This window comes from Bacteriovorax stolpii (genome assembly GCF_002872415.1).
Lineage (GTDB): Bacteria > Bdellovibrionota > Bacteriovoracia > Bacteriovoracales > Bacteriovoracaceae > Bacteriovorax > Bacteriovorax stolpii.
The window spans coordinates 998,334-1,021,976 of the sequence record NZ_CP025704.1 but is presented as its reverse complement, the minus strand read 5'-3'; the positions used below and the strand labels follow the sequence as shown (position 1 = coordinate 1,021,976).

The following is a 23,643-nucleotide window of genomic DNA, read 5'->3' as shown; positions in this document are numbered from 1 at the left end:
TAGGACTTAATAAATGACTGACCCATATAAAATTTTAGGTGTTGAAAAAACAGCGACTCTCGATGACATCAAAAAATCTTACCGCAAGCTCGCCAAAAAATATCATCCGGATTTAAACCCAGGCAATAAAGAGGCCGAAAAAAAGTTTAAAGAAATCTCTCATGCCTTTGATCTGATCGGAACAGAAGAGTCCAAGGCGAAATTTGACCGCGGAGAAACAGACGAGCATCGCCAGCACGAATATGAAGAATACCGTACGAATCGCGGGGCCAATAGAAATCATCGCTACTCTTCTTCCTATAGTTCTGATTATGACCCGGAAGATCTCTTTGAGAGCCTTTTTGGAAACCGCAGAGGTCATGGCCGTTTTACTTCTGAGGGCATGGACTTCGCAGGAGAAGATGTGCTCTATCAAATGGAAGTCGACTTTGTAGAAGCGGCCCTGGGAGGAGAAAAAGTCATCACTCTTCCCAATGGAAAAAAACTACAGGTCAAAATCCCGGCAGGAATTGAAGAAGGTAAAAAATTAAAGTTTAAGGGCATGGGCTCTCCTGGAGTTGGCTCAGGTGCGGCGGGAGATGCTTACATTCAAATTTCAATAAAACCACTCGCCGGTTTTACTCGCGTAGAAAATGATATTCACTCCGAAGTGCCTATTAGTTTCTTTGAAGCTATCCATGGTGCGGAAATTGAAGTCCCCACCATCGATGGGAGCGTCATGCTCAAAGTCCCAGCTGGAGTCTCCAGCGGCTCTAAGCTGAGAATCAAGCACAAAGGAGCCGGCCCCAAAGAAAACCGCGGCAATCAAATTGTCACTTTAAAAATTGTGATTCCAAAACATGTGGCTCCGGAACTCCAGGAGGCCATCATAGACTTAGAGAAAAAGTATTCCTATAACCCGAGGATCCACGCATGAAGCTTCCCCTAAGAAGAAATCTCGATGACGTCTCTAGAATTTGTGGACTCGAAACTGACACGATTATCCATTTTATTCAGGAGGAGTGGGTTTCCCCCATTGATATCGAACTCAAAATGCTCGATGAAGAAGATATTTGCAGGATTCTTTTAATTCACGACCTGCAGGAGAAGTTTGGAGTCAACGACGAGGCCATTCCTATTATTCTTCATCTGGTAGATCAACTCAATTATATCATTCACAATTCGGAAAGAGACTCGTTATAAAAAAACAGGCCTTGAAAAACAAGGCCTGCTATAAATCACTCACGTTTGAAATGGGTCATTACCCTGAGATGTCGGTAAAAATTGTGCTCCCGTGGAACTCGCCTTCTCTTAAGATGGGGTGAGAATCGATGGCGATGACAGGGTCGCAATGATGTTATCGGCACCTAGATTTTTATCCTAGTTCCAATTATCGTTTTTTATCACTATCGTTGGGTCTTAAGAGACCTACGTATGGAGAGCTTGATAAAAATCCTGTTCTTCATTTTTACACTCAAGTTAATTTACTTCTCGATCAATTCAATCTCAATAGATCGATCAGCACTCGCACTCTTTGTATCTCCTTTTTGAGAGCGAGCTCCCACTATTTAAGGAGCATAAATCATGCCATTGCGCTTCCTTAAAAATGCGCTCTTTTAGACACTGTAGCAAAAAGCTTTATGTGGAATTTTGCCTCTCAAAATGCCCTAGAAAACGGCACTGACTTTGTAGGTGATTTTATGAAATTTCACGCAGGAGGAAAAGATGGATACAGAAGTAAATGCAATACCCAAGGGTTTAAGAACAGTCACCCCTTATATTATTGTCAGTGATCCAAAAAAAGCGCTGGATTTTTATGAAAAAGCGTTGGGGGCGAAAATTATTTCAAAAGTCGAAATACAGCAAGGGCAAATTGCCCATGCCGAATTCAAAGTTGGAGACTCTATCATCATGATGGCCGGTGATGATCCAGGCATGCATCTTTCCCCTCAAACGGGAGAATACCGTTCAGTGAGTTTCATGGTGTATGTTCCAGACGTGGATGCAGCAGCAGAAAAGGCCATGGCCGCAGGAATGAAAATGGTAAAAGAAGTGCGTGATCAATTTTATGGAGACCGCACCGGAACCTTTGAAGACCCGTTTGGACATATATGGACACTCGGAACGCACATCGAAGACCTCACTCCCGACGAAATCAAAGAACGTGCACAGAGAGTGTATTCATAAAAGGAAGCCCCTTTAAAGGGGCTTTTTTACAAAAGCAAAGGCCCTCGCCTTCCAACCGTTTTTTTCATAAAACTTAATACCGCCAGTATTTTCCAAAACAGCGCACAATCTCAATCCACCAGTGCACTCAAGCTCCCGTGCCTTTTCTTCTGCGTAAGATAAAAGTTGAGCTCCATGGCCCTTAGATTTTTCAACAGAAACCAAATCATCAATATAAAGATGTCTTCCTCGTACAAAATCACAAAGAACTCTATAGCCCATCAGCGCCAGTATTTTTTCATTCTCTACTAATGCAACCATTTCATATTGATCACGAGCATGAGCTTCCTGGTAAATGGACAGGTATTCTTCAAAACTTAAATGAGGTCTAAGCTCTTTGAGTACTGGGAAAAAAAGTTTTAAATCTTCATTATTTTTAGCGGTTTTATATTTCATAAGATGAAGCTAGCACCAAAAAATGAAAAAATTAAGCCCAAACCTTGACACCCAAAAAACCGCCTCCATCTTTTAGGTGTAACGAGATCCATAAGGAGGATTTATGAGAAATAGAGCATTAATCAATTTGTTACAACCTAATTATTCACCGTTTTTCTTTGACCAAATATTTGACGACACTACTCAGAACGCGGCCTACAGGAATTTCCGCGAAAGCGAAGAAGCTTACTTTACAACAATTGATATGCCGGGGGTTAACTCGTCCGACATTGCCATTGATATGGAAGAGAATATTATCCGAGTAAGTGCAGAGAGAAAGGATGCCTATGACAAAGAGACAGTCGTGCGCAAATACGACTACATCATCAACGTTCCAAAGAACGTGGATAGAGAAAAAATTTCTGCGCATTATGAAAATGGCGTGTTGAATTTAGCGCTTCATAAAACCGTCCAAGACAAGGCCAAAAAGAAAATCACCATCTCTACGGGTGAAAGGCCAAAATCCTGGAGCGATTTTTTGAACTTCAAAAAACATGAAGCCGTTGACGGTCAAGAAGCAAAGACTGTTAATTAATCCCCCGATTCCAGGCCCTGCATTCGCGGGGCCTTTGTTTAACAATCAATCACCTCTTGCAACCTCGATAACATCTGATAATAATTCATGCCCAGGAAGAGCAACTTCATAAGAGAGTGCTGTTTCTCCGATTGGGTTATAGTTAATCCATAGCGTACAGTGTGCTACTTGATTATTTAATGGATGACATTCGTTATTGATACGGGCCTTAGATTTTACAGCGTCTTTATAAATTGAAGCGACTGTCTCGTACGAGTGAACATCACCCACCAAAGTCGTTCCTTTTGTATTTAAAAGTGCTTGTAGAGCATTCTCATTTAGGCTGCCAGCGAAAGCTGAAGTCGAAAGACCAAGGGCAAGTGTAACCGCAAAAAGTGTTTTCATAGTGTAAATCTCCATGTGTGAAAGCATTAGTAACACAGAAATGGGTTACCATTCGATAACCTGTAAACTTTACTTAAAGAATCCCGTTTACATTGGAAAATTCCCCTCATAATCTATTAAAACTATGAAATATGTAATCGAAACCCAAGACCTGATGAGGGTCTATAAAACTTACCAGAAGCCCGAAGGTCTGGTGAACTCTATCAAAGGGATCTGGGAGCGAAAGTACGACTCTAAGATCGCTTTAAATAAGACCTCAATTAAAATCGAATCGGGAAAGATCATCGGTCTGGTCGGTGCCAACGGGGCCGGGAAAACCACGCTTTTAAAGATCCTTTCCGGACTAGTGACACCAAGCTCTGGTGAAGCCACAGTTTTAGGTTATAGACCTTGGGAGCGCAAAAACGAATTCCTAAGCCAGATGAGTATTCTCTTAGGACAAAAAAACCAGTTATGGTGGGATATCTCACCGGTAGACTCATACGCACTCCTTGCGCGCATTTACGATCTGGATATTGTTAAAACCAGAAAGCGCGTGGATGAGCTGGCGACAATGCTTGATTGTAAGCATGTTTTAACAACTCAGTTAAGAAGACTCTCTCTTGGTGAAAGAATGAAGATGGAAATCATCGGTGCTCTTTTACATGAGCCGAAGATTCTCTTCTTGGATGAACCTACCATCGGTCTGGATATTGTCGCTCAGGAAAACATCCGAAACTTCCTTTCAAACTATGTGAAGGAAAGAGAGCCGACAGTTATTTTAACCAGCCACTACATGGACGATATCGCCACTCTGGCCGATAGCCTGCTTTTAATTTCTAAAGGCAACATCGTTTACCAGGGAACAGTAGAAGAATTTACTAACAATACTAACAGTGAACTCGCACACGACGAGAAGGTCGATTTTGAAGAAGTCATTCGCCGTTTTCTTGAAACGGAATCTCGCATTCGCTAATCTGGCCGTCGTCACCAATTTAGAATACCGTCTAAATTATTTTGTCGATGCGCTTGTTCAGCCTATCTTAACAACTGGGATTGAGATCCTTTTATGGATTGCTGTCTTTAAAGGTGCTCACACTGATATGATCGCCGGGTTTTCTCGCGAAAGTTATTTGAGTTACGCTCTTTGGTCTGCTTTTTTTGCCAGAATTGCCACAAGCTGGATGTACGAATTCAGAATGATTGAAGAAATCAGCTCTGGGACAATTAACAGTTTAATTGTTCGCCCAATGAGTTTTTACGAATACTATCTTTCACAGTTAATGGGATACAAAATCGTCACGACCATTATCTCTCTTCTTGTTCCGATTGCCGGCGCTTATATTTTTAACCTTCCGGCCATTTTAACAAGACTGCCGTTAGCGACTCTGCTTTGTTTTTATTATTTGATCCTGGTTCACACGATCAGTTTTATTATTTCGACCATGGCCTTCCACTTCACTAAAATTTCTTCAATCACGGTAGCGAAGAATTTATTTTTCTGGATTCTAATGGGAGAGCTCTTTCCGCTAGATCTACTTCCAGAGCCTTTTAAAACGACGATTATCAGTCTTCCGTTTGCTAGCGGTGTGTTTGTTCCTGTTGGATACATCACAGGACGCGTGGGCATTGAAACTGTTTATACTGGATTTATCTCTGTCACCGTAGGACTTATTGTTCTTAACCTTCTTGGTGCTTACCTTTGGAAAAAAGGCATAGACTCTTACGTAGGAACGGGGGCGTAATGTTTCATACTCTAAAAAAATATGCTTCACTTTATAAGGCGATGTTCAAGGCTAGTTTTATTGCTGATCTTGAATACCGCGCGAACTTCTTTACCCGCATCCTGACTGATGTTTTCTGGTATGCCGCTCAGATCTTAACTTTCGAAGTGCTTTATCAGCACACAGAAAAAATTGGAGACTGGGATGTTCACCAGATGCGCGTCTTCTTAGGACTCCTATTTGTGATTGATGCTTTTTATATGATTATCATTCACGAGAATTTAGAAAATATTACGGAGAAAGTAAGAAAGGGAGACCTGGATTTACTGCTGGCAAAACCAGTGAACTCGCAGTTTATGCTGACGCTACAAAAAGCTAACACGGCCATCTTTGGGAACTTAATCCTGGGAAGTTCGTGGCTGATCTACTCTCTGTCTCAATTGCCAGATTTTAATTACTTCCGCCTTCTTTGGTTGATTCTTTTAGTTCCATGCAGCCTTGCGGTTGTGTATTCGATGCGCTTTATGTTTTCTGCCACAGCAGTTATTTTCACGCGCTCAGAGAATTTACAATTTTTATGGTGGCAGGTTTACCGCCTGGGGATGAGACCAGACTCAATGTACAATCCGTATATCAAATACGTGATCCTAACACTGATTCCAGTGGGTGTTATCGTCAGTATTCCGGCAAGAGCGCTGCTTAATCCGCCTGACTTAAACTACCTTCTTTGGCCGGTGGTTTTAGTTCCCATTCTTATTTATGGGACTCACCGCTTTTGGAATTTCGCACTCAAGTTTTACTCGAGTGCGAGTTCGTGATTATTTAGTCGTTATATAAATAAGTGCCAGTTGTGCCATCGCAAGAGACTTCAATCCCTACGTAGCAGTCTGAGCCTGCATAACATGTCCACTTTGCCAAAACACCAGTGACATACTTGCCTTCGTTTTCAGAAAATTGCATTCCTTGAATGTACTCGCGTACTGTTTGGCGTGGAACCCAGAAAGATGATTTGTCTTTAAGTTCTTTACGAAGATTTTCGAAGTTTGAATTGGCTGCGACAACAGCTTCTTCTTTAGTGATACAACGGAAGAAATCAGCAGCTTGTACATTTGCTGTCGATACGAGAACTAATGCAGAAAGACCAAGAAATAGTTTCATAAGCACCTCACTTTAGTTGTTCTACTAATCTGTTTCGGCGCTCTTGTACCCTGAAAAAGGGAACTTTCATAGTTAGATTTTTGTTAATTTACTCCAAGATCTTTTTTCGTTTAGCCGTAAAATCCCACCAGGGAACAGGTTTTCCCCCCTCCATAAAGTCCACGGCGGCCATTAAGGTGTCACAAACACATGGATCGTGTCTTTGACCCGTTATTTTTTCAAGCTTGCGGTATAAAGCAATAGGGTCTTTTCCCGCAAGTTGTTGTGGTTTCGTGATGCCCAATAGGTTTAGGTCTTTGACGAAGGCCTTTCCAATGTTGGGGATTTGCTCCAGAGTTAATGCTTCACTTGCTTTTTTTGCTTTCATCAATGCCTCGCTGTAATAACTTTTCAACTCCCAATGCCTACTCTAAACTAGATTCTCAACACTATCATTGGAAAAATGTGTGATCATTGCAAAATCTCTAAAAAAATCTTTCGGTGATTTCACCGCTGTCAACGGCATCGACCTTCACGTCAAAAAAGGTGAATGTTTTGGGCTTTTAGGCCCTAACGGCGCAGGAAAATCAACATTTATTGGCATGACTTATGGGACAGTGAGGAGAACAGGAGGAGAGCTTTCTGTTTTTGGTTTTGACCCAAACACTCAGTCGCGCGACATCAAAGGACGCTTAGGAGTTGTCACTCAAGACAATGCTCTGGATGAGAGTTTAACAGTCTTTGAAAATATGATGATCTATTGTGCTTTTATCGGTGTTCCAAGTAGTGAGCGCAAAAAACGCATTAATGATTTACTTGAATACATGAATCTTGCTCACAAAAGAGATGCTCTTATTCAAACACTTTCAGGTGGGATGAAAAGACGCCTGGTTTTTGTCCGTGCCCTATTAGGAAAACCAGAACTCTTAATCCTCGATGAGCCCACTACTGGTCTTGACCCGGCCGTGCGCCATTTACTTTGGGGAAAAGTGCGCGAGCTTCATCAAAATGGAACGACCATTGTCCTGACCACTCACTACATGCATGAAGCAGAAGTTCTCTGCAACCGCCTGGTGATTATGAATCAAGGGAATGTGGCCGCTGAAGGCTCTCCTCAAAGCATGATCAATCAACACACTCCAGGTTATGTAGGAATTTTTAGATTAGAAGATAAAAAGAAACTTGAAGACATCGCCAGCAAGGCCGGACACCTAGACTACCATGAAGACACTTCCGGGCTCTACTTAAGAACAAAATCGCTTTCAGATTTAACAGCTTTTCATTCAGACCATGGGCTCTCTCCCCTGCAAATCAGACCATCTAACCTTGAAGATGTTTTCTTAAAGTTAACTGGTCAGGAGTTATCATCAGATGCTTAATACACTTGAATTATGTTTTCATATCACGAGAAGAAACTGGATCGTTTATAAAAAAGACCTGATCGCTAACATTTCACCAACTGTGGCCGATCCCGCTTTAGTTTTAGTTTCACTAGGTCTTGGGCTTGGTTCTTTTATTACTAATGTGGAAGGAATGAGTTATATGCAATTCCTTGCTCCAGGTCTAACCGTGGCCACTGCACTCTTTACATCATTCTTTGAAAGCAGTTATGGATTTTATGTGCGCATGACTTACGAAAATGTTTACAAAGCAATGCTTACAACTCCCATCGGAGTCAAAGAAGTTGTTATCGGTGAAATGGTTTGGGTAGGTTTAAAAGGAGCTGTCATGGCCGTTGGTGTAGCGATTGTCCTCGCCCTCTTTGGACTTATGACTAACCCGTGGCTAATTCCAGCTCTGGCCTCTGTTGGTTTTTTAGTGGCACTTCCATGTGGGGCCATGGGGCTTTTGTCTTCAGCAATGGTTAACAACATCAATCAATTTCAAACGGTCTATTCGTTTTTAATTGCTCCCCTTTATTTCCTTTCGGGAATCTTCTTCCCAATTTCGGAAATGCATCAAGCCGTGAGATGGGCAGCTGAGTTTTTCCCACTTATTCATGGAGTGAGACTGGCACAAGCGCTTTTTTGGGAACGTGGGATTGGCGAGGCGTTTTTATACAGTGGAAGTATTCTGGTTATCCAGAGCGCGATTCTCTGCGCCCTGGCCTACTCACAAATTAAGAAGAAGCTGATTAACTAGTTATTCAACCTTGGTCGTGCGTTTAATGATATCTTTCAAGTCTCTATAACGTACGGCCGGTGCTGCTTTTTCATCTGACTTTTTAACATCGGCAGCTGAGTCTTGTTTTGCAAGCTTTTTATCTTTTTCTTTTTTCAAGTCAACTTTAAACTCTCCAACCTTTCCTTTGACAACTGTCTTATAGACAGGAGTCCCATCTTCATTAAGAAGAATTTTTCCATCAACCACTTCCGGGATGATTTGTTTAACCATTCCGTTTTCTTCGATATAAAAAGGTTTTCCAGATTCTGCATAAATCAGATCTTTAATTGTCTGATTCATTTTTGCATTGGTAACACCATCCATTTTTGTCAGGACGATAGCATCGCTTCTGTCTCCATCATCTGAGCTGCCACGGCTGATTGAAGATGGCCCTCTGCCCACACTTCCACCGCCCTCATCTCCTCTGTCTGGCGAAGAATCACGACCAGCAATACTTCTTGAAGCTCCAGAAGATCTTGAAGCAGAAGCAGTCTGCGCTGAGCTTTCTCTTTCTCTATAGTTTTCTCGAGATTCCTCTGAGTAATATTCATCTTGTTCTGGACGATAGTTACTTCCCCCCACGGCCTTTTGAGCTGCAACGGCTTTTGCTTCCTGGTCTTCCACTTTTTTCTTATTCATTTCAACCAGTGCATTGCGGGCGCTCTTTAATTCGGCAATTAAAGAGTTCTCGTTATCGCTTGAAGAAGCAGATATCGTCTCTTTTTTCTCTTCAGAGGTTTTTTCTCCTTCTGAAGCACGTTTCTGGGCCTTGGCAAGCCTTTCTTCGAGATCCGAGATCTTTCCGACCATCTGGTTATATTGAGTTTTATTACTATCTACTTCTTTAGAAGGCTCTGTTAATTTTCCAGAAGCTGCGATATATCCATTAGGATCATTGATCACTTGCTGTACCGGAACTTGTGGCTCTTGTGATTTAGGTCCAATCATCATATTAGATTTTTGAGCAAGCGAATAACTATCCATTGCTGATTTTAATGCTTCACTATCTGATGAGTGAGATGACGTGCGAACTCCTGAGTCCGCGCTATCAGATTTGCTGGCAGAAGCTTTATAGCCTGAGCCATTTTCACCATCAATGCCTTTTTTGTATACTTCAGGCAAAGCTGCATTACGAGAAAAACTTCTGACCAGAAGAAGGTCATTTCCTCTTTCTTTTTCCCTACTCTCGCTAAAGCCTTTAGAAGAAATCAAAGTAAGGTCTTTATCGGATTTCGTTACTGTCCCGTTACTATCAATCACAAGAGTCAGTTTTTTATTACCCTTTAAAAGCTCCTGCTTAAACGATGACCCATTGGCATCAGTGAATAAATCCTGCCCCATCGAAAGATCTATCTCTGTTTGAAGAATCCCCTCTTTAGAAGTGAAAAGGTTAAAAGTGTTACATCGGGCCACATTATTAGCCAGTTCTTCATAACTGATCATCGCATTATTGAAAGTTGGTTTGCGAGAGAGCATTTTATCAAATTCTTTTTTCTCAACGGCAACGGTTGTACCAATAGAAATCTCATCCACTGCCTGACAAAGCTTTGCCATGGTGTTGATTTTTCCACACTTCTGCTCAAGAATAGATTTCGCTTCACTCTTTCTTAGGTTTTCCAAGTCTACAAGGATTTGCAGAGAATTTTTATGCTCATTGTGCTTGATATAGCTTAAAAGACCTTCAGCAATCGGATCCTTGCCTAAATTTGCCTTATTAACCACTGAACGGTCATAGTAACTTCTTAACACCGGATCGGCAGACATATAGTTCGCGTAAATATGATCCATAGTAAGAGCAACACGCTTTTCAGGCGTCAATGATGAATCTGCCAGGATCAGAGCAATTTTATTCAGAATGTCGGTGTCTCTAATCATCGTATCACCAGCTCTCTGATGACTTAAATCGATGATATAACCTTTTAACTGGCTATTGGATGGGGCTTCACTTCGCGGAGTCTTTTTAATATACTCGAGGTATTCAAAATTACATCCCATCTCCGGGATTCGACATGAGTTCTGCGCTAGTGCATACCCTTCATCAATAGCTTGCGTATTACATTTTTTGCCATCTGACTCAGGGATATCCAGGACATCTTGTTTACACGTTTCAGGAATAAATTCCGGCCCGTACTTATTAGATGCATAAATTCTAAGAGTTTCATAATCGATAAGCTGATTGATACCACTCTTTGAAGTCAAAGCAATCGCCTCTTTTGCCACTTGCAATCTCGCCTTTTTAAAGGCAACAGAAGCATCCCTAGACCTATAATCAAGTTTATTTTTTAAACATCCGGCAAGATTAAGACAAAGATCAGGAGTCAGCTCTCTACTTTTTTCTAATTTTTCTATAGCATCACACTGGAATTTTATAAGTGGAGCATTGATGATACCTAAAGACTTATTTTCAAGACTAGTTGATAGTGCATCTCTATTGCACCCAGCTTTCGCATTTCTTAAGCCTTCAACAAATTCATCTTCAAAATCTGCTGTCACTCTAAAATTTGCAACAGGGTCACCTCCCCCTATAAATACCGGCCCCTTTTTAACAAACTCACTTCCTTTTACGAAAGGCGATAATTTTGTTTCTTTTTTAAAGCCTACTAAAGAAGTTGCTTCTTCAGCATGAAGTGGAATGGTTGTAAAAAATAGTAAAACAAATAGAGTGTTCGTTTTCATACTAAAATTATCGGTGTTATTCTGATGCAACTTTACGTAGACAACTTCCGTTTATAGAGGGAGGACCATAAGGTCCCCCAATGATAAATGTTTCCCTAAGGTAAACGGCACTTATTTCCTCTATCTTCGCCTTCGTACCTATAGAGAACTTTAGGCCAAGAGGGCAAAAGCTAAACAACATTCCATAACTCATTTTTTTCTTAAGACACTTTATAGGAAAAATCTATTTATATAAGTGAGCTAAATTCCATGAGACTTATCACTTTTCCATCCCTGGCCTCCACTCTTAACGGTGCTCCTGATAGCTCTTTTTCACCAATCACCATTGAAGAAAACGGGCGAAGCTTGCTAGCTAAAACTATCCTTTTGGAAAGGCTGCTTCCCAGGCGATGATCTATCTTTACCCTAACTCCTTTTTCCATTAACTCACTGGCAATATCATTTGCTTTAAGGGCCGCTTCTTCAGAAAGCGGAAAGATGAACAGCTCTATTGGCGAAAGAAAACGCGGCAGTCTTCCATCAAAATACTCCAACAACATAGCAATAAATCTTTCATGACTACCAAGAGGAGCGCGGTGAATGATCCACGGTCTTTTCATCTTCCCTTCTTTATCAATGTACTCAAGATCGAACCTTTCCTTTTGAGCAGAGATAAAATCTAATTGCACAGACCCCATTGATTCTTCCCTGATTCCTTCATCACTAAAGAACTTCATCTGTACATCAATCTTTGGGCCATAAAAAGCAGCTTCCCCAATAGCTTCGAAGTAATCCAACTTCAATTCAAGTAAGGCCGATCGTAAAATGTCTTCGGCCTGAACCCACACTTCCCTCTCTCCTAAAAAATCTTTTGAATTGGGGTCATGCTTAGACAGACGGTAACGATAACCTTCCAGTCCCAATTCTTTATAACATTCCTCATGTAAGCGCAGGACTCTGATAATCTCATCTTTAGAATGTTCCGCGGAAACATAAATGTGTGCATCGTTTTGACAAAGGCCCCGGACTCTTGAGATTCCCCTCAGAGAGCCGCTGGCCTCATGGCGATAGACTTGTCCATACTCTGCCAGTCTTAGAGGAAGTTCACGGTAACTGCGAGGCTTGCATGAAAACATTTTGTGATGATGAGGGCAATTCATCGGACGAAGGTAGTACTCAAGATTTTCCATTTTTATGGCCGGAAACATATCCTCTTTATAAAAACGCAAGTGACCACTCTTCTCATAAAGTTCTGCTTTGGCCATATGGGGACTGGAAACTCTCTCATAACCCGCAAGAAACTCTTTTCGTTTAATAAATTTTTCTAACTCTTCCTTTATAATGCACCCATTGGGCAACCACATTGGAAGTCCGGCCCCTACCGCCTCTTCAAAAAAATAAAGCTCCATCTCCACCGCTAATTTGCGGTGGTCAAATAAATAAGACATAAAAACTCCACACAGGTTAAAACCTGCTTAGACTAAATTAATAAATAGAATAATGAATGCTCTTGTCCCGGAGAAAAATCCGGGTGCAAAAAATGAATGTCCCCTTACGGGGTGGTGATGGTAGAGGAATTGAATGGAAGATAGATTACTTCACTCATAAGAATGAGCATAACATAATTTTTTTTTGTCTTCAAGCCACACTATTTTTTTGACAGCTTGATTAATTGATTGGCTCTGTCTCTTAAAGTTTCAATTAAAGTCTCGCGTTGAGAGTCAGTCATCTTATTAAGAATACTCGTAACGAGTGTGATAACTTGTCTGTCTTTTTCGTTGGTCAGTTTAGAATAAGCGGGCTCTCTCATGGACTCATAACGAGTAAAAAGTCCTTCCACAAATCTCCCTCTGGCGTTTAGATCGGGAAAGGAACGGACAAATTCATGGGCCAGCAGCTGACGGTTATAAACTTTCTCGTTAACATGTGAAGGCGTATTATGGATATAACTCTCAAGTTCTTTTTTCTGAGCTGATGTCAAACCTCCCAACCAGGAATCCAAGTGTTTTTTCATTCGTTTGTAGTTTTCTTTTTCACTTTCATCTTCTTTTATATCTCGCATTTTTTTATCAAACTCTTTTTGAAAAACATTGACCTGAGAAGGTTCAAGTTTTCCTGAGAAGGCCACAGCTTCCGGTGCAAAAATTCTGAGTCCATCATAAAAGAGATTACGAACGCGCTCATAACTTAGCTCAACAGTAGCGACATCAAAAGTCTTTTGGGAATTCACAATGTCTGCGTTTCGTCTAAGTTCGGCCGCGATTTGGGGAAAAATAGTCTTTTTAACTTTATCAATGTCAATCTTTAATACCTTTTTTAACCATTTTGATTGGTCGCGGGTCAGGTCAAAATAGTCATCTGCTTTGTTTTGCACATAGGTATCTGCAAAATAAACAGCTAAATCTATTCGGGAACAAGCACTGAGACATAAGATGAGGGTAAGGAATAAAATTACTTTCTTCATAACATACCTCACTACTTAATAAGCAATACTGATGCCTTTTTTAAATACCTCTTCTATTTGGTTGTGTATTTGCCCGAGAAACTGGACACTTTTTTCAAATGAAGAGATGGACTAAGTGCTCATTTTTTCCAAAATTAGATTTCCTCTGCGTTGACCATTACACTCGCTCTACGAGGATAGTATGGGGATGGGGTCGCTCTTTAAAATAACACTTATATGTGTCGTTGGCTTGATATGCATTTCATGTCTCAAGCGTAGCGAATCAATTACACCGATAGCACCGGTGGCGACAATTGCTGAACTCCAAAAAGAACAATTGATGAAAGTAGCAGAAGAGGCCGGGCAATCTGAACTCTCTCTCGATGCCATTGCCACACTTGAAACTCAGGCCAAAGACCCTTCCATTTTTTATCTCAACATTAAATATAATCTAAAAAATATCGATGTCTTCGAGGCAGCTGGTATGCCCAATACATTCGAACAAATCGGAAATTCTTTTCTAAAGACAGTCGCAAAATTATTTTTGGCAGTGGTTGGCTCAAAAAACATCGACATTAATGATATCGATCTCAATATTCCAGATATCTCTATAGACCGAGAGATTATTAAGTCTTTTAAGATCAAACGCATCTTTCTTCAATACAATAAAGAAGTCGACGAACACAGCGATTACCTGGCGAACTTCGTTTTTGTCAACACGCTGGAGCTTTCACGAAAAGTGACAGTCCCTAAGATTGGAGAAGTGGAAACACTTTTTTTGAGCTATCGAAAAAGTCGTAACACTTGTTTATACAAATGCCTGCAATTTGAGATCCTGGAAGACAATATCATTGATATTTTAAAACCAAATACAAATGTGAAGTTAAAGCCTTCACTATCAATTGCCAGTCTTCCCGATGTTAGTGACATCAAATTAGACGGTGTCGTAGAAATGCAGATTGGCTTAAAGCTCCCGTTTTAAAAGAACATCCTGATTTGAAAATCAGCGCGCTCATATTTAGGAGTGTTCTTTCCGGCAAAAATAGACTGAACAGCAAGGTTTAAACTTAAGGGCAGGAAGAATCTCTTTTGCTTAAAAAGATTTAATGTCGTGTACCCCAGACTAAACCTTCCAGTATGTGAAATACGCTCCGTTCCCTCTTCCAAAATACTATCGCTCACAGTATTACTGCTACGGTAATCATCTTTTTCTTTATATTCTAATGAGTAAGTAAGCGATGTGCCCCAGTCATCTGAGATGCGATAATTTCCCTGAAAATTAGTCTGGCCCTTATTTCCTAACTTCACATGGGCATTGCCTTTTGTGCTTGTGACAGGAAAAGCACTTGAAGATGGTAATCTCACATCAGCATTATAAGGAAATTGATAAGTGGCGCGGTTCCATTGATCAAAACTAAAATCGCTCAACTTTCCACCAAAAGTATAACCTACACCAAATTCAAAAAAAGCGTCCCACTGTCCATCGCCAAAAGCAATGTCTTGAAGAATGTCAGGGTTATCTTGCCGTCCAGTTGGAGCAACAAATCCTGTATTAATCAGGGCACCAGCATTTCTCCACTTGCGCAGCTGATACATGGCCCCCATTTCCAGGTCTCCAAAATCAGTGGCCTGCCATCTTCCCAGTGGTTGATACTTGTAATAATTCACAAAGAGCGATTGAATCAGTCTCACATCTACATCGGGAAGATTCTCTAGTTGAATCGCTGTCCCCACATTATTGCGTCCTTTTTCTGTGCGCTCGATATTTAAATTAACAGTGGCAGAGTAAAAAGGAATGAAACCATAGATGGTCACTTTATCAGTGAGTCCATATCCACCACCAAGCCCCTGAACTTTTACCTCTGAAGTCGCCGCCCCTTGAAATGTCCCGAAGCTAAAATTTTTATAGTCTTCAGCACTCAGTGTCCCAAGGTATGTGTCTACGGCAGCATTAATGCCTTTTATAGAGTCCGCATTGATATTAGCATTGATGTTGTAACCTTGAAGGTTGCCGGAGTTAGTATAGCGCCCGGTGATTTCTCCCGTCATTGTGTATTGATAAGTGAGATTGCGCACTCCCTTTGGGAGAACGTCATAATAAGCACCAAAAGCTTTGGTGCTAAAAAATAAAAGAATGAAGCTAAAAAATTTCATGTCCCCTTAGGAGTTGCCCCCTGAAAAATCTTAGCATCTCACACATCGTAATAAAAGGGTGGCTATTGCCACCCTTTATACTTTTGTCGGCTTTCAATCGAACGTTTTTTCCAGACCTTGCGTTGCTCGGCCATTAACCATTTGTTGGTTTTGCGCATTTCATGACCGACTTCTCGCTGAATCTTTTGGTAGCTTTTCCATCTTTCAGGAAGTAGCCCACCTTCATCGAGCGCCTTTAAAACCGCGCAACCTACTTCGCTCTGGTGATGACAGTTATTAAAGCGGCATTGACCGATCAACTCTTCGATATCTCCAAATTGATGAGACAGCCCCTCCTGGTGATCAGAAAATTGCAGCTCTCTCATCCCTGGAGTGTCGATAATGAGTCCACCGTAGACACTTTCATACATCGCCCGAGATGTTGTAGTATGCCTTCCCTTATCATCATCAGCGCGTACTTCCTGAGTGGCGATAACTTCTTTGCCGATAAGAAAATTCACCAGTGTTGATTTCCCTACTCCTGATGAACCGACGATCACAGAAGTCTTTCCTGATCCCAAGTAACGGCGAAGAAAGTTGGCCTCTTCAAAATGATCCTTTGCCAAAGCGTGCACCCAAACGTTCGGGCATCTGGCCTCAACTCCAAGGATGATATTGTCGATATCTTCTTCTAAGTCGGCCTTGGTTAATAAGATCACCGGCTCCGCTTTTGATTCCCAGGCAAATGTCAGGTAGCGCTCAAGTCTTCCAAAATTTAAATCACTATTGACCGACGTGGCGATAAAAACATAATCCACATTGCTGGCCAAAATTTGAATTTCAGAAACTTCACCCACTTTCTTTCTTTGCAAAATATTTTTTCTCTCAAAAATATAATGGATCACGCCACTCGGGTCACATAAAACCCAATCTCCCACCGCGGGATAATCCACGCGAGAGATGGCCTCATACTGCATTTTTCCCGAAACTTTTGCCTGGATAAAATGCTCTTTATCAGTTTGCACTCGATAAAGATTTCTCTCTTCATTGATCACGCGACCAATGACGAGATTGTTTTTTAGAACAGCTGGGCACTGACTTTCAAAAAAGTCATCCCAGCCATAGGAAGTTAAAAACTCCCTTTGGAAACTAGTCATGAATACTCCTTAAGTTAAGTTATAAAAACTAAAACGACTTAAGGACCTTGCTATTTGAATTTGATTAGAAAACGAATGAGCGAAGGCCCTTTCTTGTGATTACATTCAACATACAGACCTCCTCTTGGTGACGGGTTAATCCCGTGGTGATGAGCTTAAGATAGTTTATTTTTAAATTCTGGTCAAGGGCCTAAAAAATCTTCTCTCTGATTTCCCAATAATACTTCTGCTTACGGGCGATGATGTACATCGGAAGACGGAAACTTTTTTCCTGTTTGATCACGTCGGAAGCATTGTTAATGATAAGTGATTTTTCCGGCAAGCGGTTGTGCATACGTGTGAAATTAAAATAAAAAGCGCGGGCCTCTTCAGGAGTGTTTAAATAAAACATCTCACTTAAAAACTCTCCATCAACGTCGTAATAACGGACCTCTACTCTTTCGTTGCCTTTTTTATCGTACTCTTTGGTAAAGGTCATTGTATCGGGCTTCATGATGTGAGCATCTTTTAGCGACATGGCCTCTTTGAGTTTATTGTCGGTATCAACCAATATATGCTGACATTCAGTACAGACTCGGGCAGCAATGTCTTGCTCAGCCCCACATTGGTCACATCGCTTAAAACGAAAACGGTGCCCACACGCTTGAATCTCTCCAGTCAGAGGATCTTCATGCGCCCCCTTACACTTTCGTCCAAAGTGTTCAACGATTTCTTCATGCTCAACAATTCCCCAAAAGTCATTGTGATGGCCACACTGAGGACAAAGTATATCGACAATGACTGAATTGGATGTCGGCTTGTCATCATCAATTTCCGGAGAAAAAATATCGTGCCCTACTCCCGTGTAATCGAGAATCAAGCAATCTGTTTTTCCCGGACTTAAGCGCAATCCACGGCCGACAATCTGCTGGTATAAACTCACAGACTCTGTCGGGCGCAAAATAGCAATGACGTCGACATGAGGAGCATCAAAGCCCGTAGTGAGAACTGAAACGTTAACCAGGAATTTTATTTTCTTTAATTTAAAGTCGCGAATAATCTCATCGCGCTCACTCGCCTCAGTTTCCCCGGTAACCATCGCTGATCCCATCGGAAGAAGCGAAAGGATCTCACGGGCGTGATTGACCGAACTGGTAAAGATCATGACCCCTTGGCGGTCTTTGGCCATTTCAATAATGTTGGCAATAATAGTGGGAGTGATTCTTTTTTGATCTTTTAAAACGCTTTCAATCTCTTTTGAAGAATACCTTCCGTCTTTTAATTCCAGGCTGGAAAAATCATAACAAGCGACTGGTGCATCAATTTTAATTGGCGGAGTAAGGAATTTATTCTTAATCATGTAGCCAATTGATAGCTCATAAATACATTTTTTAAAGAAACGCTCTTCTGTCGTTCGCAAATCTTCTTTAGGTTCATGTAACTGATAAATCCATCCCAGCCCCAGGCGATATGGAGTGGCCGTCAGACCTAAAATACAAAGCGCTGGATTTTTTTCTTTTAACTTTGTGATCACCTGAAAGTACTGAGTACTTCCTTCCATTGAGACACGGTGGCATTCATCAATGATAAGCAGTGAAAAACTTCCAAAGAACTCCTCTCCCGCATTGGCCACAGACTGGATACTTCCAAAGATAACTTTATCTTCTCTATCTTTGCGATTAAGTCCGGCAGAAAAAATCCCGGCGGAAAGTTCATAACTTTCATACTTGGCATGATTTTGCTCAACTAGTTCTTTAACGTGGGCAAGAACCAACACGCGACCGCGCGCCACGCGGGCAAGCTCAGCGATCACTAAACTTTTGCCGGCGCCTGTTGGCAGAACAATGACCGCAGGGTGATTGTCTTTTTTAAAGTGACTGATGGCCGCCGCCACGGCCTCTTCTTGGTAAGGTCTTAATTTATACATTAGTTAAGAAAAATGGCCTTGATAAAGTAACCAACTGTCTGAGCGTTTTCTTTAGTCTGCATTGTAAGTGGCAGACCAAGACGGTTATTAGACTCCAGGTTCATATTTCCAATCCCCTGGTCTTCTGAAACCGGAAAACTTAAAAACCAACCGTCCGGAGTTTTAGTGATTCTATAAACATTTATTTTTTTGCTGCCTAGATAAACATCTTCATACACCATCCATTCAGTGTTGGCGCCGTCAAAAACAATCGTTGGTTCGCCAGTACCTGCAAAAGAGAATTGGGCGTTTTTTAAATAATCATCAACTGCCTTTTGGATGAAGTCTGGAGTCGATGGAAAATTTGTTTCTGTCTTTTGACAGATTGATTCCTTTTGGCTTTTTCTAATACAAGTAAAGCCGGTCTTTTTTAATTCTTTAATACGCGCTTGTCCCTCAGTGCTGATATGACTTAAGGTCTCAGCTGTGCGCTTCTTGGTAAGGACCACTTCCCTGCTGTATGAGTATGTGCCTGTTGGACGATAAAGAAGCTCTTCTCCAAAGGCAAAAGTTGAAAGCATTGCAAAGGTCAATAAAGTTATTTTTTTCATCTAAAAAGCGTAACATGACCCTTTTCAAAAAGTCTCGCTTTCAATCATTATTTTGCAAATTGCCCAGCAGAAATGGGAGAATTGCCCCTTCTTCGCCAACCAACATAAAAAGAAACTGGTTCTCAAAAGTCGAAATCATGAAATGATCAACACTTAGTTCTAAATTACTTAAGTCACTTGTCATAACCCCTCCTTGGTTCTCCTCAAATTGCAAGGGGGAGGCCAATGGCATAGCTCATGCATTATATTTTTTTGACGGAGGTCAAACATGGACATCATTGAAGAGATTAAATGTATCAGTGAAAGACTAGAAACTTGGTATAAAAATATCGGTAGAACACCCGAAGAAAAAAGAAATGCGCAAGATCATACAATGACTGAAGAAGAGATGTTAGATCAAGCAAGTCTGGAAAGTTTTCCGGCCAGTGATCCACCAGGATACCATTCCAAATCGACTAAAGATAAAAAATCTCACTGCCATTAAATATTACATCAAATATTGTAAGAGACATAAATGGATGTCTTAGTAACAGAAGGTTGAGAAATATTTTTTACTAATTCAGCTGCCAGGTAGTCTTCTGAAAATCTGACGATATCAGAGAGAGAAACAATTCCACAGCAGTTTTCTTTTTCATCCAAAACTGGCAAACGTCGAATCTGATTATCCTGCATGATCTGGCAACAATCTTCGATTGTGGTTGTCTTCTTTACACTGATCGCGGGATAAGACATACACTCTTCAGCGTTCATTGATAAGGGATTGAGTCCTAAGGCGACTGCGCGGTTACATATATCGCGGTCAGTGATCACTCCCAACATTTTTTTATCTGACAGGCTGTAGACCACAGGAATTTCTCCGCAATCAAATTTGCGCATAAGTTGCGCAACTTCCACTAAGCTCATCTCTGGTGTCGCGCAAGCTGGATTTTTAGTCATAATTTCTTGAACTAATCTCATAAATCCCTCCAATGTGGTTAGAGATGTTCATGAATTATTGAATGCAATGAAAGTGCCGCAGTTGCTAAGCAGGAGGATTCCAGGGAAGCTCGACATAAAAGGTTGAGCCTTCCCCTACAGTACTCTCAGCCCAGATCCTTCCGTTGTGAGCGGCAATGATTTGATTAGCGATGTAGAGACCAAGCCCCAGCCCTTTGGTTTGTTGTTTCTCTGAAGCGCGCTCAAAACGGTCAAAAATGCGCTCCATTGATGATTTCTCAATACCAATGCCGTGGTCTTTTACGCTGAAAATAATTTTGTTTCCTTTGCACTCTAAAGCAAGAGCAATAGGCTTTCCTTCACCGTAGCGAATGGCATTGTTGATCAAGTTACTAATGACCTGTTCAATGCGCATGCTATCCCATTCCCCGATAACTTGAGTGCAGCCTGTGATTTTAAATTCAGGATATTCAAGTCCTGCCACTTTAAAATGTGGGTCCATACGAATGACAACTTCTTTGACAAACTGAGCGAGGTCAAAAAGTTCTTTTTTAATAGTCAATTTACCTGAACGGATGCGGGCCACATCCAGCATGTCATCAATCAAGCGGGTCAGGCGCGAAACTTGTTTTTCCGTATGCTCTGAAAAGCGTCTAATGCGGGCCTCTTCAAAAGCTTTAGGATTACCACTCATGATGTCCCGTTTTAAAAGCTGTGATTGAATCTTTAAACTGGTTAGAGGTGTATTAAGTTCATGAGAAGAAATCGATAGGAAATCATCGCGGACAATGATGGCTTCATTAAGTTTTTGCTCCAGCCTTTTACTTTCATTAATATCGATAAAAGAAACGGCAATCCCTTGATTAAAAGGATAGGCCCAGACTTGATACCATCTTCCAAAATCTGGAAAATAACCGATGATCGAAGCGTTTTCTCCCCGGTCCATGGCCTTATGATAGGCCTCTTCAAAAACACTTCCGCGCAATTTTGGAAACACTTCCCAAATGGTATAACCAATGAGTTCTTCAATTTCCATTTTCATCAAGGCCAATGCCGACGGATTGATATAATCAACAACCCAGTTTTTATCCATTGATAAAAATGGCATCGGGGCCGCTTCAAGCAGAATCCTGAATTTTTCTTCATTGCGGGATAAGGCTTTCTTATTCAAAACGTCACTGGTTGTATCGATAACAGTATCGAGCACTCCTCCAACTGTTCCATCGGCATTTCTGATCGGGCAATAAGTAAAATTAAAATAGCGCTGAACCAAACGGCCATTGTAATTAATCGTCATTGGATGATCGTCAAAACGTACATTTTCTCCATTAAAAACACGTTCAAACAAAGGAGAAATCTCTTCCCATAATTCAGACCAGGTCACACTCGGAGTAGAACCGAGGGCCTTTGGATGTTTATCTCCAAGCAGCTCGATGTAGGCATCGTTATAAAACTGGATAAGGTTTTGTCCCCAAGCGATGTACATGGGAAATTTGTTTTCCAACATAATCCCCAAAGCCGTGATCAAATTCGCCTGCCACTTCGATGGGTCTCCCAGAGGTGTTGATTGCCAATCAAAAGTCGCAATTCTTTTTCCCATTTCTCCTGCATGGGCTAAATGATTGAGACATTTGTTTTCGCGAATTATGTTCATAGTACGTTTTTATCGCAAAAAAAAGACCTGCACAAATAATGTTTTAGGATAAACACAATGACCTACTCGTGGCATCAATTAACGTATGACGGCTTATTGATTGCATATAAAAAAGCTGGGAAATACAAAATGAAAAAGGAGTTTTTATGACCCGTAAAGCAGACACCATTTCTTACAAAGAATTTAATAAATTAACTAATCCAAAAGGCGATCAAGTTACACCTGAGGGCGTATTGTTTGATGACGAAAATATTAATAGCCTGGAAGAAACTCTGATGGGTATGGAATATGACATCGAGGATCTTGATGAACTCGAAGATGAAGAAGACAACGAAATCATGTTGGAAGCATCGGGTGAAGAAGATGAGGAAAATGAGGAAGACTTGATCGCTGATCGAAATGATGAAGTAGATGAAAGTGCTTATTACCGAGGCAGGCAATTATAAAAAAGGCCACAACCGTGGCCTTTATTTTACATTAACATTTTAGTTAGTTTTTCTCTTTCTACAACTCCGGTCACATGGCCGTTCATATCCACAACAGGAATAAAATCCATGTGATTTTGCCTCATCACATTGAGACATTCTTCATAGCTGGAGTTTTCTGCAACAACAGCAGGAATGCTTCTCATGCATTCCACTGCACTTGTATCCGAAGGCATCGCTCCGTGCTCAATGGCCTCTGAGGCCATGTCTTCCAAACTGACCACTCCAATCGGATGGCGGTCTTTTTCTGAGTCTAGTACCAAAAGCTCCTTGTAATCGTATTTTTTCAGAAGGTGCTTAATTTCTGCAATTCTTGTCTCCGACGTGCAAAACATCGGATCGTTGTTCATAATCTCTGTCACCTGATTCATATAAACTCCTAGACGTTTTTCTTTTTCCAGTTATTGGGATCTTTTTGCGAGGATGGATTTTTAGGATTGTTTCTTAAGGTGTCTTTTCTTTTTAAGTCACCACCATACTCCGGCATTTCCTTGGATGTCGCATTGGATTTACGTTGTTGATCTGGAATCCAATCATCTTGCAGGTTTTTATCGAGCCCTCTTTGACGGTTATTTTCTTTAACTATATTCATACATCCTCCTTGAAGACGACACCGTACATATAGTGAATTGCACTATTCATGCCGCAATACTTGAGTTGTTATTTAAAGAGTTTGCTAGTATTTAGCTGGGGCGATTTTCCCCTACTTATTTCTTTAAAAGGATCTTCTCGGTGATGATTCCACATAGATGACCTTGCTTATCAATCACCGGAACTTGCTCTATGTTATTCATGATCATAAGCTTTAAGCATTCATCAACTGTTGAATCTTCATCGACGGCACGGGTGTCTTTTGACATACATTCAATAACCTTCTCTGCGCTTGTTGCAAGATCAGAAATGCTTACAACCCCTATAATTTTTTTATCTTCAAGACTATTGACCACGGGGATTTTGGTGCATTCATATTTCTCCATCATAAGTTTTGAATCTTCGATCTTTGTAACAGGTGTGCAACACACTAAATCTTTGATCATCACTTCGCTTACCTTATCCACATAACCTCCTCTTGTTTGGTAGCCCTGCTACAACTGCAATACGTATACCAAGCAAATTTTGCAG

The 23,643-nt window shown here is 41.0% G+C and carries 29 protein-coding genes; 12 read left to right on the top strand and 17 right to left on the bottom strand.

Annotation, left to right across the window (positions count from 1 at the left end; translation table 11 throughout):
- The first annotated feature begins 13 nt into the window (after positions 1-13).
- The 3 genes from C0V70_RS04980 to C0V70_RS04970 all read left to right on the top strand — a co-directional run bounded on the left by C0V70_RS04980 (position 14) and on the right by C0V70_RS04970 (position 2,166).
- Positions 14-916 (top strand): DnaJ C-terminal domain-containing protein, encoded by a 903-nt coding sequence (locus C0V70_RS04980; RefSeq protein ID WP_102242768.1) that lies wholly within the window; start codon positions 14-16, stop codon positions 914-916.
- Positions 913-1,182, top strand: a complete 270-nt coding sequence (locus tag C0V70_RS04975; protein ID WP_102242767.1) for a chaperone modulator CbpM — start codon at positions 913-915, stop codon at positions 1,180-1,182. The genes C0V70_RS04980 and C0V70_RS04975 overlap by 4 nt, the downstream gene beginning before the upstream one ends.
- A 522-nt stretch (positions 1,183-1,704) precedes the next feature.
- Positions 1,705-2,166 (top strand): VOC family protein, encoded by a 462-nt coding sequence (locus C0V70_RS04970; protein WP_102242766.1) that lies wholly within the window; start codon positions 1,705-1,707, stop codon positions 2,164-2,166.
- 12 nt (positions 2,167-2,178) lie between these two features.
- On the opposite strand, the gene C0V70_RS04965 is transcribed toward C0V70_RS04970, so the two are convergent.
- Positions 2,179-2,601, bottom strand: a complete 423-nt coding sequence (locus tag C0V70_RS04965) for a GNAT family N-acetyltransferase (RefSeq protein ID WP_102242765.1) — start codon at positions 2,599-2,601, stop codon at positions 2,179-2,181.
- Positions 2,602-2,704: 103 nt separating this feature from the next.
- On the opposite strand from C0V70_RS04965, the gene C0V70_RS04960 reads away from it, so the two are divergent.
- Positions 2,705-3,175, top strand: coding sequence for an Hsp20/alpha crystallin family protein (locus tag C0V70_RS04960; RefSeq protein ID WP_102242764.1), 471 nt, complete (start codon positions 2,705-2,707; stop codon positions 3,173-3,175).
- Positions 3,176-3,220: 45 nt separating this feature from the next.
- On the opposite strand, the gene C0V70_RS04955 is transcribed toward C0V70_RS04960, so the two are convergent.
- On the bottom strand, positions 3,221-3,559 hold the full coding sequence (locus C0V70_RS04955) for a hypothetical protein (RefSeq protein ID WP_102242763.1): 339 nt from the start codon (positions 3,557-3,559) through the stop codon (positions 3,221-3,223).
- A 124-nt stretch (positions 3,560-3,683) separates the two neighbouring features.
- On the opposite strand from C0V70_RS04955, the gene C0V70_RS04950 reads away from it, so the two are divergent.
- The 3 genes from C0V70_RS04950 to C0V70_RS04940 are packed head-to-tail and all read left to right on the top strand — an operon-like array spanning position 3,684 to position 6,080.
- The gene (locus tag C0V70_RS04950; protein ID WP_102242762.1) at positions 3,684-4,514 is read left to right on the top strand and encodes an ATP-binding cassette domain-containing protein; all 831 of its coding nucleotides are present in this window, start codon (positions 3,684-3,686) and stop codon (positions 4,512-4,514) included.
- Positions 4,489-5,283, top strand: a complete 795-nt coding sequence (locus C0V70_RS04945; RefSeq protein WP_208107789.1) for an ABC transporter permease — start codon at positions 4,489-4,491, stop codon at positions 5,281-5,283. The genes C0V70_RS04950 and C0V70_RS04945 overlap by 26 nt, the downstream gene beginning before the upstream one ends.
- A complete protein-coding gene (locus C0V70_RS04940; RefSeq protein WP_102242760.1) occupies positions 5,283-6,080 on the top strand; it encodes an ABC transporter permease in 798 nt (265 codons plus the stop codon). Before C0V70_RS04945 ends, C0V70_RS04940 begins: the two co-directional genes overlap by 1 nt.
- Positions 6,081-6,084: 4 nt before the next feature.
- Here C0V70_RS04940 and C0V70_RS04935 read toward each other — a convergent pair whose 3' ends face one another.
- On the bottom strand, positions 6,085-6,420 hold the full coding sequence (locus C0V70_RS04935) for a hypothetical protein (protein WP_102242759.1): 336 nt from the start codon (positions 6,418-6,420) through the stop codon (positions 6,085-6,087).
- 88 nt (positions 6,421-6,508) lie between these two features.
- Positions 6,509-6,787: a helix-hairpin-helix domain-containing protein gene (locus tag C0V70_RS04930; RefSeq protein WP_102242758.1), complete on the bottom strand. Its 279-nt coding sequence runs from the start codon at positions 6,785-6,787 to the stop codon at positions 6,509-6,511.
- 79 nt (positions 6,788-6,866) lie between these two features.
- Between C0V70_RS04930 and C0V70_RS04925 the strand changes: the two genes are divergently transcribed.
- Complete coding sequence (locus C0V70_RS04925) at positions 6,867-7,778, top strand: ABC transporter ATP-binding protein (RefSeq protein WP_102242757.1); 912 nt, start codon at positions 6,867-6,869, stop codon at positions 7,776-7,778.
- Entirely contained in the window at positions 7,771-8,541 is a 771-nt protein-coding gene (locus tag C0V70_RS04920) for an ABC transporter permease (protein WP_102242756.1), read from the top strand. The genes C0V70_RS04925 and C0V70_RS04920 overlap by 8 nt, the downstream gene beginning before the upstream one ends.
- Here the strand turns inward: C0V70_RS04920 and C0V70_RS04915 are convergent, their stop codons facing one another.
- The 3 genes from C0V70_RS04915 to C0V70_RS04905 all read right to left on the bottom strand — a co-directional run bounded on the left by C0V70_RS04915 (position 8,542) and on the right by C0V70_RS04905 (position 13,591).
- The gene (locus C0V70_RS04915; protein ID WP_102242755.1) at positions 8,542-11,238 is read right to left on the bottom strand and encodes a hypothetical protein; all 2,697 of its coding nucleotides are present in this window, start codon (positions 11,236-11,238) and stop codon (positions 8,542-8,544) included. It abuts the gene before it with no gap.
- A gap of 227 nt (positions 11,239-11,465) precedes the next feature.
- Complete coding sequence (gene thrS / locus C0V70_RS04910; protein WP_102242754.1) at positions 11,466-12,665, bottom strand: threonine--tRNA ligase; 1,200 nt, start codon at positions 12,663-12,665, stop codon at positions 11,466-11,468.
- A gap of 200 nt (positions 12,666-12,865) precedes the next feature.
- Positions 12,866-13,591 (bottom strand): DUF6279 family lipoprotein, encoded by a 726-nt coding sequence (locus C0V70_RS04905; RefSeq protein WP_102242753.1) that lies wholly within the window; start codon positions 13,589-13,591, stop codon positions 12,866-12,868.
- Between the two features lie 373 nt (positions 13,592-13,964).
- Between C0V70_RS04905 and C0V70_RS04900 the strand changes: the two genes are divergently transcribed.
- Positions 13,965-14,642, top strand: coding sequence for a hypothetical protein (locus C0V70_RS04900; protein WP_133566718.1), 678 nt, complete (start codon positions 13,965-13,967; stop codon positions 14,640-14,642).
- Here C0V70_RS04900 and C0V70_RS04895 read toward each other — a convergent pair.
- The 5 genes from C0V70_RS04895 to C0V70_RS18955 all read right to left on the bottom strand — a co-directional run bounded on the left by C0V70_RS04895 (position 14,639) and on the right by C0V70_RS18955 (position 19,630).
- Entirely contained in the window at positions 14,639-15,814 is a 1,176-nt protein-coding gene (locus C0V70_RS04895) for a COG1361 family protein (RefSeq protein WP_102242751.1), read from the bottom strand. The two genes, C0V70_RS04900 and C0V70_RS04895, sit on opposite strands and share 4 nt — an antisense overlap.
- Before the next feature lie 62 nt (positions 15,815-15,876).
- Positions 15,877-16,950 (bottom strand): ribosome small subunit-dependent GTPase A, encoded by a 1,074-nt coding sequence (gene rsgA, locus C0V70_RS04890; protein WP_102242750.1) that lies wholly within the window; start codon positions 16,948-16,950, stop codon positions 15,877-15,879.
- Between the two features lie 190 nt (positions 16,951-17,140).
- Entirely contained in the window at positions 17,141-18,856 is a 1,716-nt protein-coding gene (radD, locus tag C0V70_RS04885) for a DNA repair helicase RadD (protein ID WP_102242749.1), read from the bottom strand.
- Positions 18,856-19,446: a hypothetical protein gene (locus tag C0V70_RS04880; protein ID WP_102242748.1), complete on the bottom strand. Its 591-nt coding sequence runs from the start codon at positions 19,444-19,446 to the stop codon at positions 18,856-18,858. Before C0V70_RS04880 ends, radD begins: the two co-directional genes overlap by 1 nt.
- A gap of 40 nt (positions 19,447-19,486) precedes the next feature.
- Positions 19,487-19,630: a hypothetical protein gene (locus C0V70_RS18955; RefSeq protein WP_158649570.1), complete on the bottom strand. Its 144-nt coding sequence runs from the start codon at positions 19,628-19,630 to the stop codon at positions 19,487-19,489.
- An 84-nt stretch (positions 19,631-19,714) separates the two neighbouring features.
- Here C0V70_RS18955 and C0V70_RS04875 point away from each other — a divergent pair, with 84 nt between their 5' ends.
- A complete protein-coding gene (locus C0V70_RS04875; protein ID WP_102242747.1) occupies positions 19,715-19,930 on the top strand; it encodes a hypothetical protein in 216 nt (71 codons plus the stop codon).
- 8 nt (positions 19,931-19,938) lie between these two features.
- Here C0V70_RS04875 and C0V70_RS04870 read toward each other — a convergent pair whose 3' ends face one another.
- The gene (locus C0V70_RS04870) at positions 19,939-20,403 is read right to left on the bottom strand and encodes a CBS domain-containing protein (RefSeq protein ID WP_102242746.1); all 465 of its coding nucleotides are present in this window, start codon (positions 20,401-20,403) and stop codon (positions 19,939-19,941) included.
- Positions 20,404-20,467: 64 nt separating this feature from the next.
- Positions 20,468-21,982 (bottom strand): PAS domain-containing sensor histidine kinase, encoded by a 1,515-nt coding sequence (locus tag C0V70_RS04865; protein WP_158649569.1) that lies wholly within the window; start codon positions 21,980-21,982, stop codon positions 20,468-20,470.
- A 200-nt stretch (positions 21,983-22,182) separates the two neighbouring features.
- On the opposite strand from C0V70_RS04865, the gene C0V70_RS04860 reads away from it, so the two are divergent.
- A complete protein-coding gene (locus C0V70_RS04860) occupies positions 22,183-22,482 on the top strand; it encodes a hypothetical protein (RefSeq protein WP_102242744.1) in 300 nt (99 codons plus the stop codon).
- A 26-nt stretch (positions 22,483-22,508) separates the two neighbouring features.
- Here C0V70_RS04860 and C0V70_RS04855 read toward each other — a convergent pair whose 3' ends face one another.
- From C0V70_RS04855 to C0V70_RS04845, 3 genes are all read right to left on the bottom strand, one after another.
- Positions 22,509-22,892, bottom strand: a complete 384-nt coding sequence (locus C0V70_RS04855; protein WP_102242743.1) for a CBS domain-containing protein — start codon at positions 22,890-22,892, stop codon at positions 22,509-22,511.
- 8 nt (positions 22,893-22,900) lie between these two features.
- Positions 22,901-23,113, bottom strand: a complete 213-nt coding sequence (locus tag C0V70_RS04850; protein ID WP_102242742.1) for a hypothetical protein — start codon at positions 23,111-23,113, stop codon at positions 22,901-22,903.
- Between the two features lie 115 nt (positions 23,114-23,228).
- Positions 23,229-23,579 (bottom strand): CBS domain-containing protein, encoded by a 351-nt coding sequence (locus tag C0V70_RS04845; RefSeq protein ID WP_102242741.1) that lies wholly within the window; start codon positions 23,577-23,579, stop codon positions 23,229-23,231.
- Positions 23,580-23,643 lie beyond the last annotated feature (64 nt).

Coding starts and splice junctions, on each gene's coding strand:
- C0V70_RS04875 (WP_102242747.1), top strand. CDS start 19,715: ATGGACATCATTGAAGAGATTAAATGTATCAGTGAAAGACTAGAAACT.
- C0V70_RS04930 (WP_102242758.1), bottom strand. CDS start 6,787: ATGAAAGCAAAAAAAGCAAGTGAAGCATTAACTCTGGAGCAAATCCCC.
- C0V70_RS04965 (WP_102242765.1), bottom strand. CDS start 2,601: ATGAAATATAAAACCGCTAAAAATAATGAAGATTTAAAACTTTTTTTC.
- C0V70_RS04915 (WP_102242755.1), bottom strand. CDS start 11,238: ATGAAAACGAACACTCTATTTGTTTTACTATTTTTTACAACCATTCCA.
- C0V70_RS04970 (WP_102242766.1), top strand. CDS start 1,705: ATGGATACAGAAGTAAATGCAATACCCAAGGGTTTAAGAACAGTCACC.
- C0V70_RS04955 (WP_102242763.1), bottom strand. CDS start 3,559: ATGAAAACACTTTTTGCGGTTACACTTGCCCTTGGTCTTTCGACTTCA.
- rsgA (WP_102242750.1), bottom strand. CDS start 16,950: ATGACTAGTTTCCAAAGGGAGTTTTTAACTTCCTATGGCTGGGATGAC.
- thrS (WP_102242754.1), bottom strand. CDS start 12,665: ATGTCTTATTTATTTGACCACCGCAAATTAGCGGTGGAGATGGAGCTT.
- C0V70_RS04880 (WP_102242748.1), bottom strand. CDS start 19,446: ATGAAAAAAATAACTTTATTGACCTTTGCAATGCTTTCAACTTTTGCC.
- C0V70_RS04920 (WP_102242756.1), top strand. CDS start 7,771: ATGCTTAATACACTTGAATTATGTTTTCATATCACGAGAAGAAACTGG.
- C0V70_RS04980 (WP_102242768.1), top strand. CDS start 14: ATGACTGACCCATATAAAATTTTAGGTGTTGAAAAAACAGCGACTCTC.
- C0V70_RS04860 (WP_102242744.1), top strand. CDS start 22,183: ATGACCCGTAAAGCAGACACCATTTCTTACAAAGAATTTAATAAATTA.
- C0V70_RS04935 (WP_102242759.1), bottom strand. CDS start 6,420: ATGAAACTATTTCTTGGTCTTTCTGCATTAGTTCTCGTATCGACAGCA.
- C0V70_RS18955 (WP_158649570.1), bottom strand. CDS start 19,630: ATGACAAGTGACTTAAGTAATTTAGAACTAAGTGTTGATCATTTCATG.
- C0V70_RS04870 (WP_102242746.1), bottom strand. CDS start 20,403: ATGAGATTAGTTCAAGAAATTATGACTAAAAATCCAGCTTGCGCGACA.
- C0V70_RS04940 (WP_102242760.1), top strand. CDS start 5,283: ATGTTTCATACTCTAAAAAAATATGCTTCACTTTATAAGGCGATGTTC.
- C0V70_RS04850 (WP_102242742.1), bottom strand. CDS start 23,113: ATGAATATAGTTAAAGAAAATAACCGTCAAAGAGGGCTCGATAAAAAC.
- C0V70_RS04975 (WP_102242767.1), top strand. CDS start 913: ATGAAGCTTCCCCTAAGAAGAAATCTCGATGACGTCTCTAGAATTTGT.
- radD (WP_102242749.1), bottom strand. CDS start 18,856: ATGTATAAATTAAGACCTTACCAAGAAGAGGCCGTGGCGGCGGCCATC.
- C0V70_RS04865 (WP_158649569.1), bottom strand. CDS start 21,982: ATGGGAAAAAGAATTGCGACTTTTGATTGGCAATCAACACCTCTGGGA.
- C0V70_RS04855 (WP_102242743.1), bottom strand. CDS start 22,892: ATGAATCAGGTGACAGAGATTATGAACAACGATCCGATGTTTTGCACG.
- C0V70_RS04950 (WP_102242762.1), top strand. CDS start 3,684: ATGAAATATGTAATCGAAACCCAAGACCTGATGAGGGTCTATAAAACT.
- C0V70_RS04895 (WP_102242751.1), bottom strand. CDS start 15,814: ATGAAATTTTTTAGCTTCATTCTTTTATTTTTTAGCACCAAAGCTTTT.
- C0V70_RS04960 (WP_102242764.1), top strand. CDS start 2,705: ATGAGAAATAGAGCATTAATCAATTTGTTACAACCTAATTATTCACCG.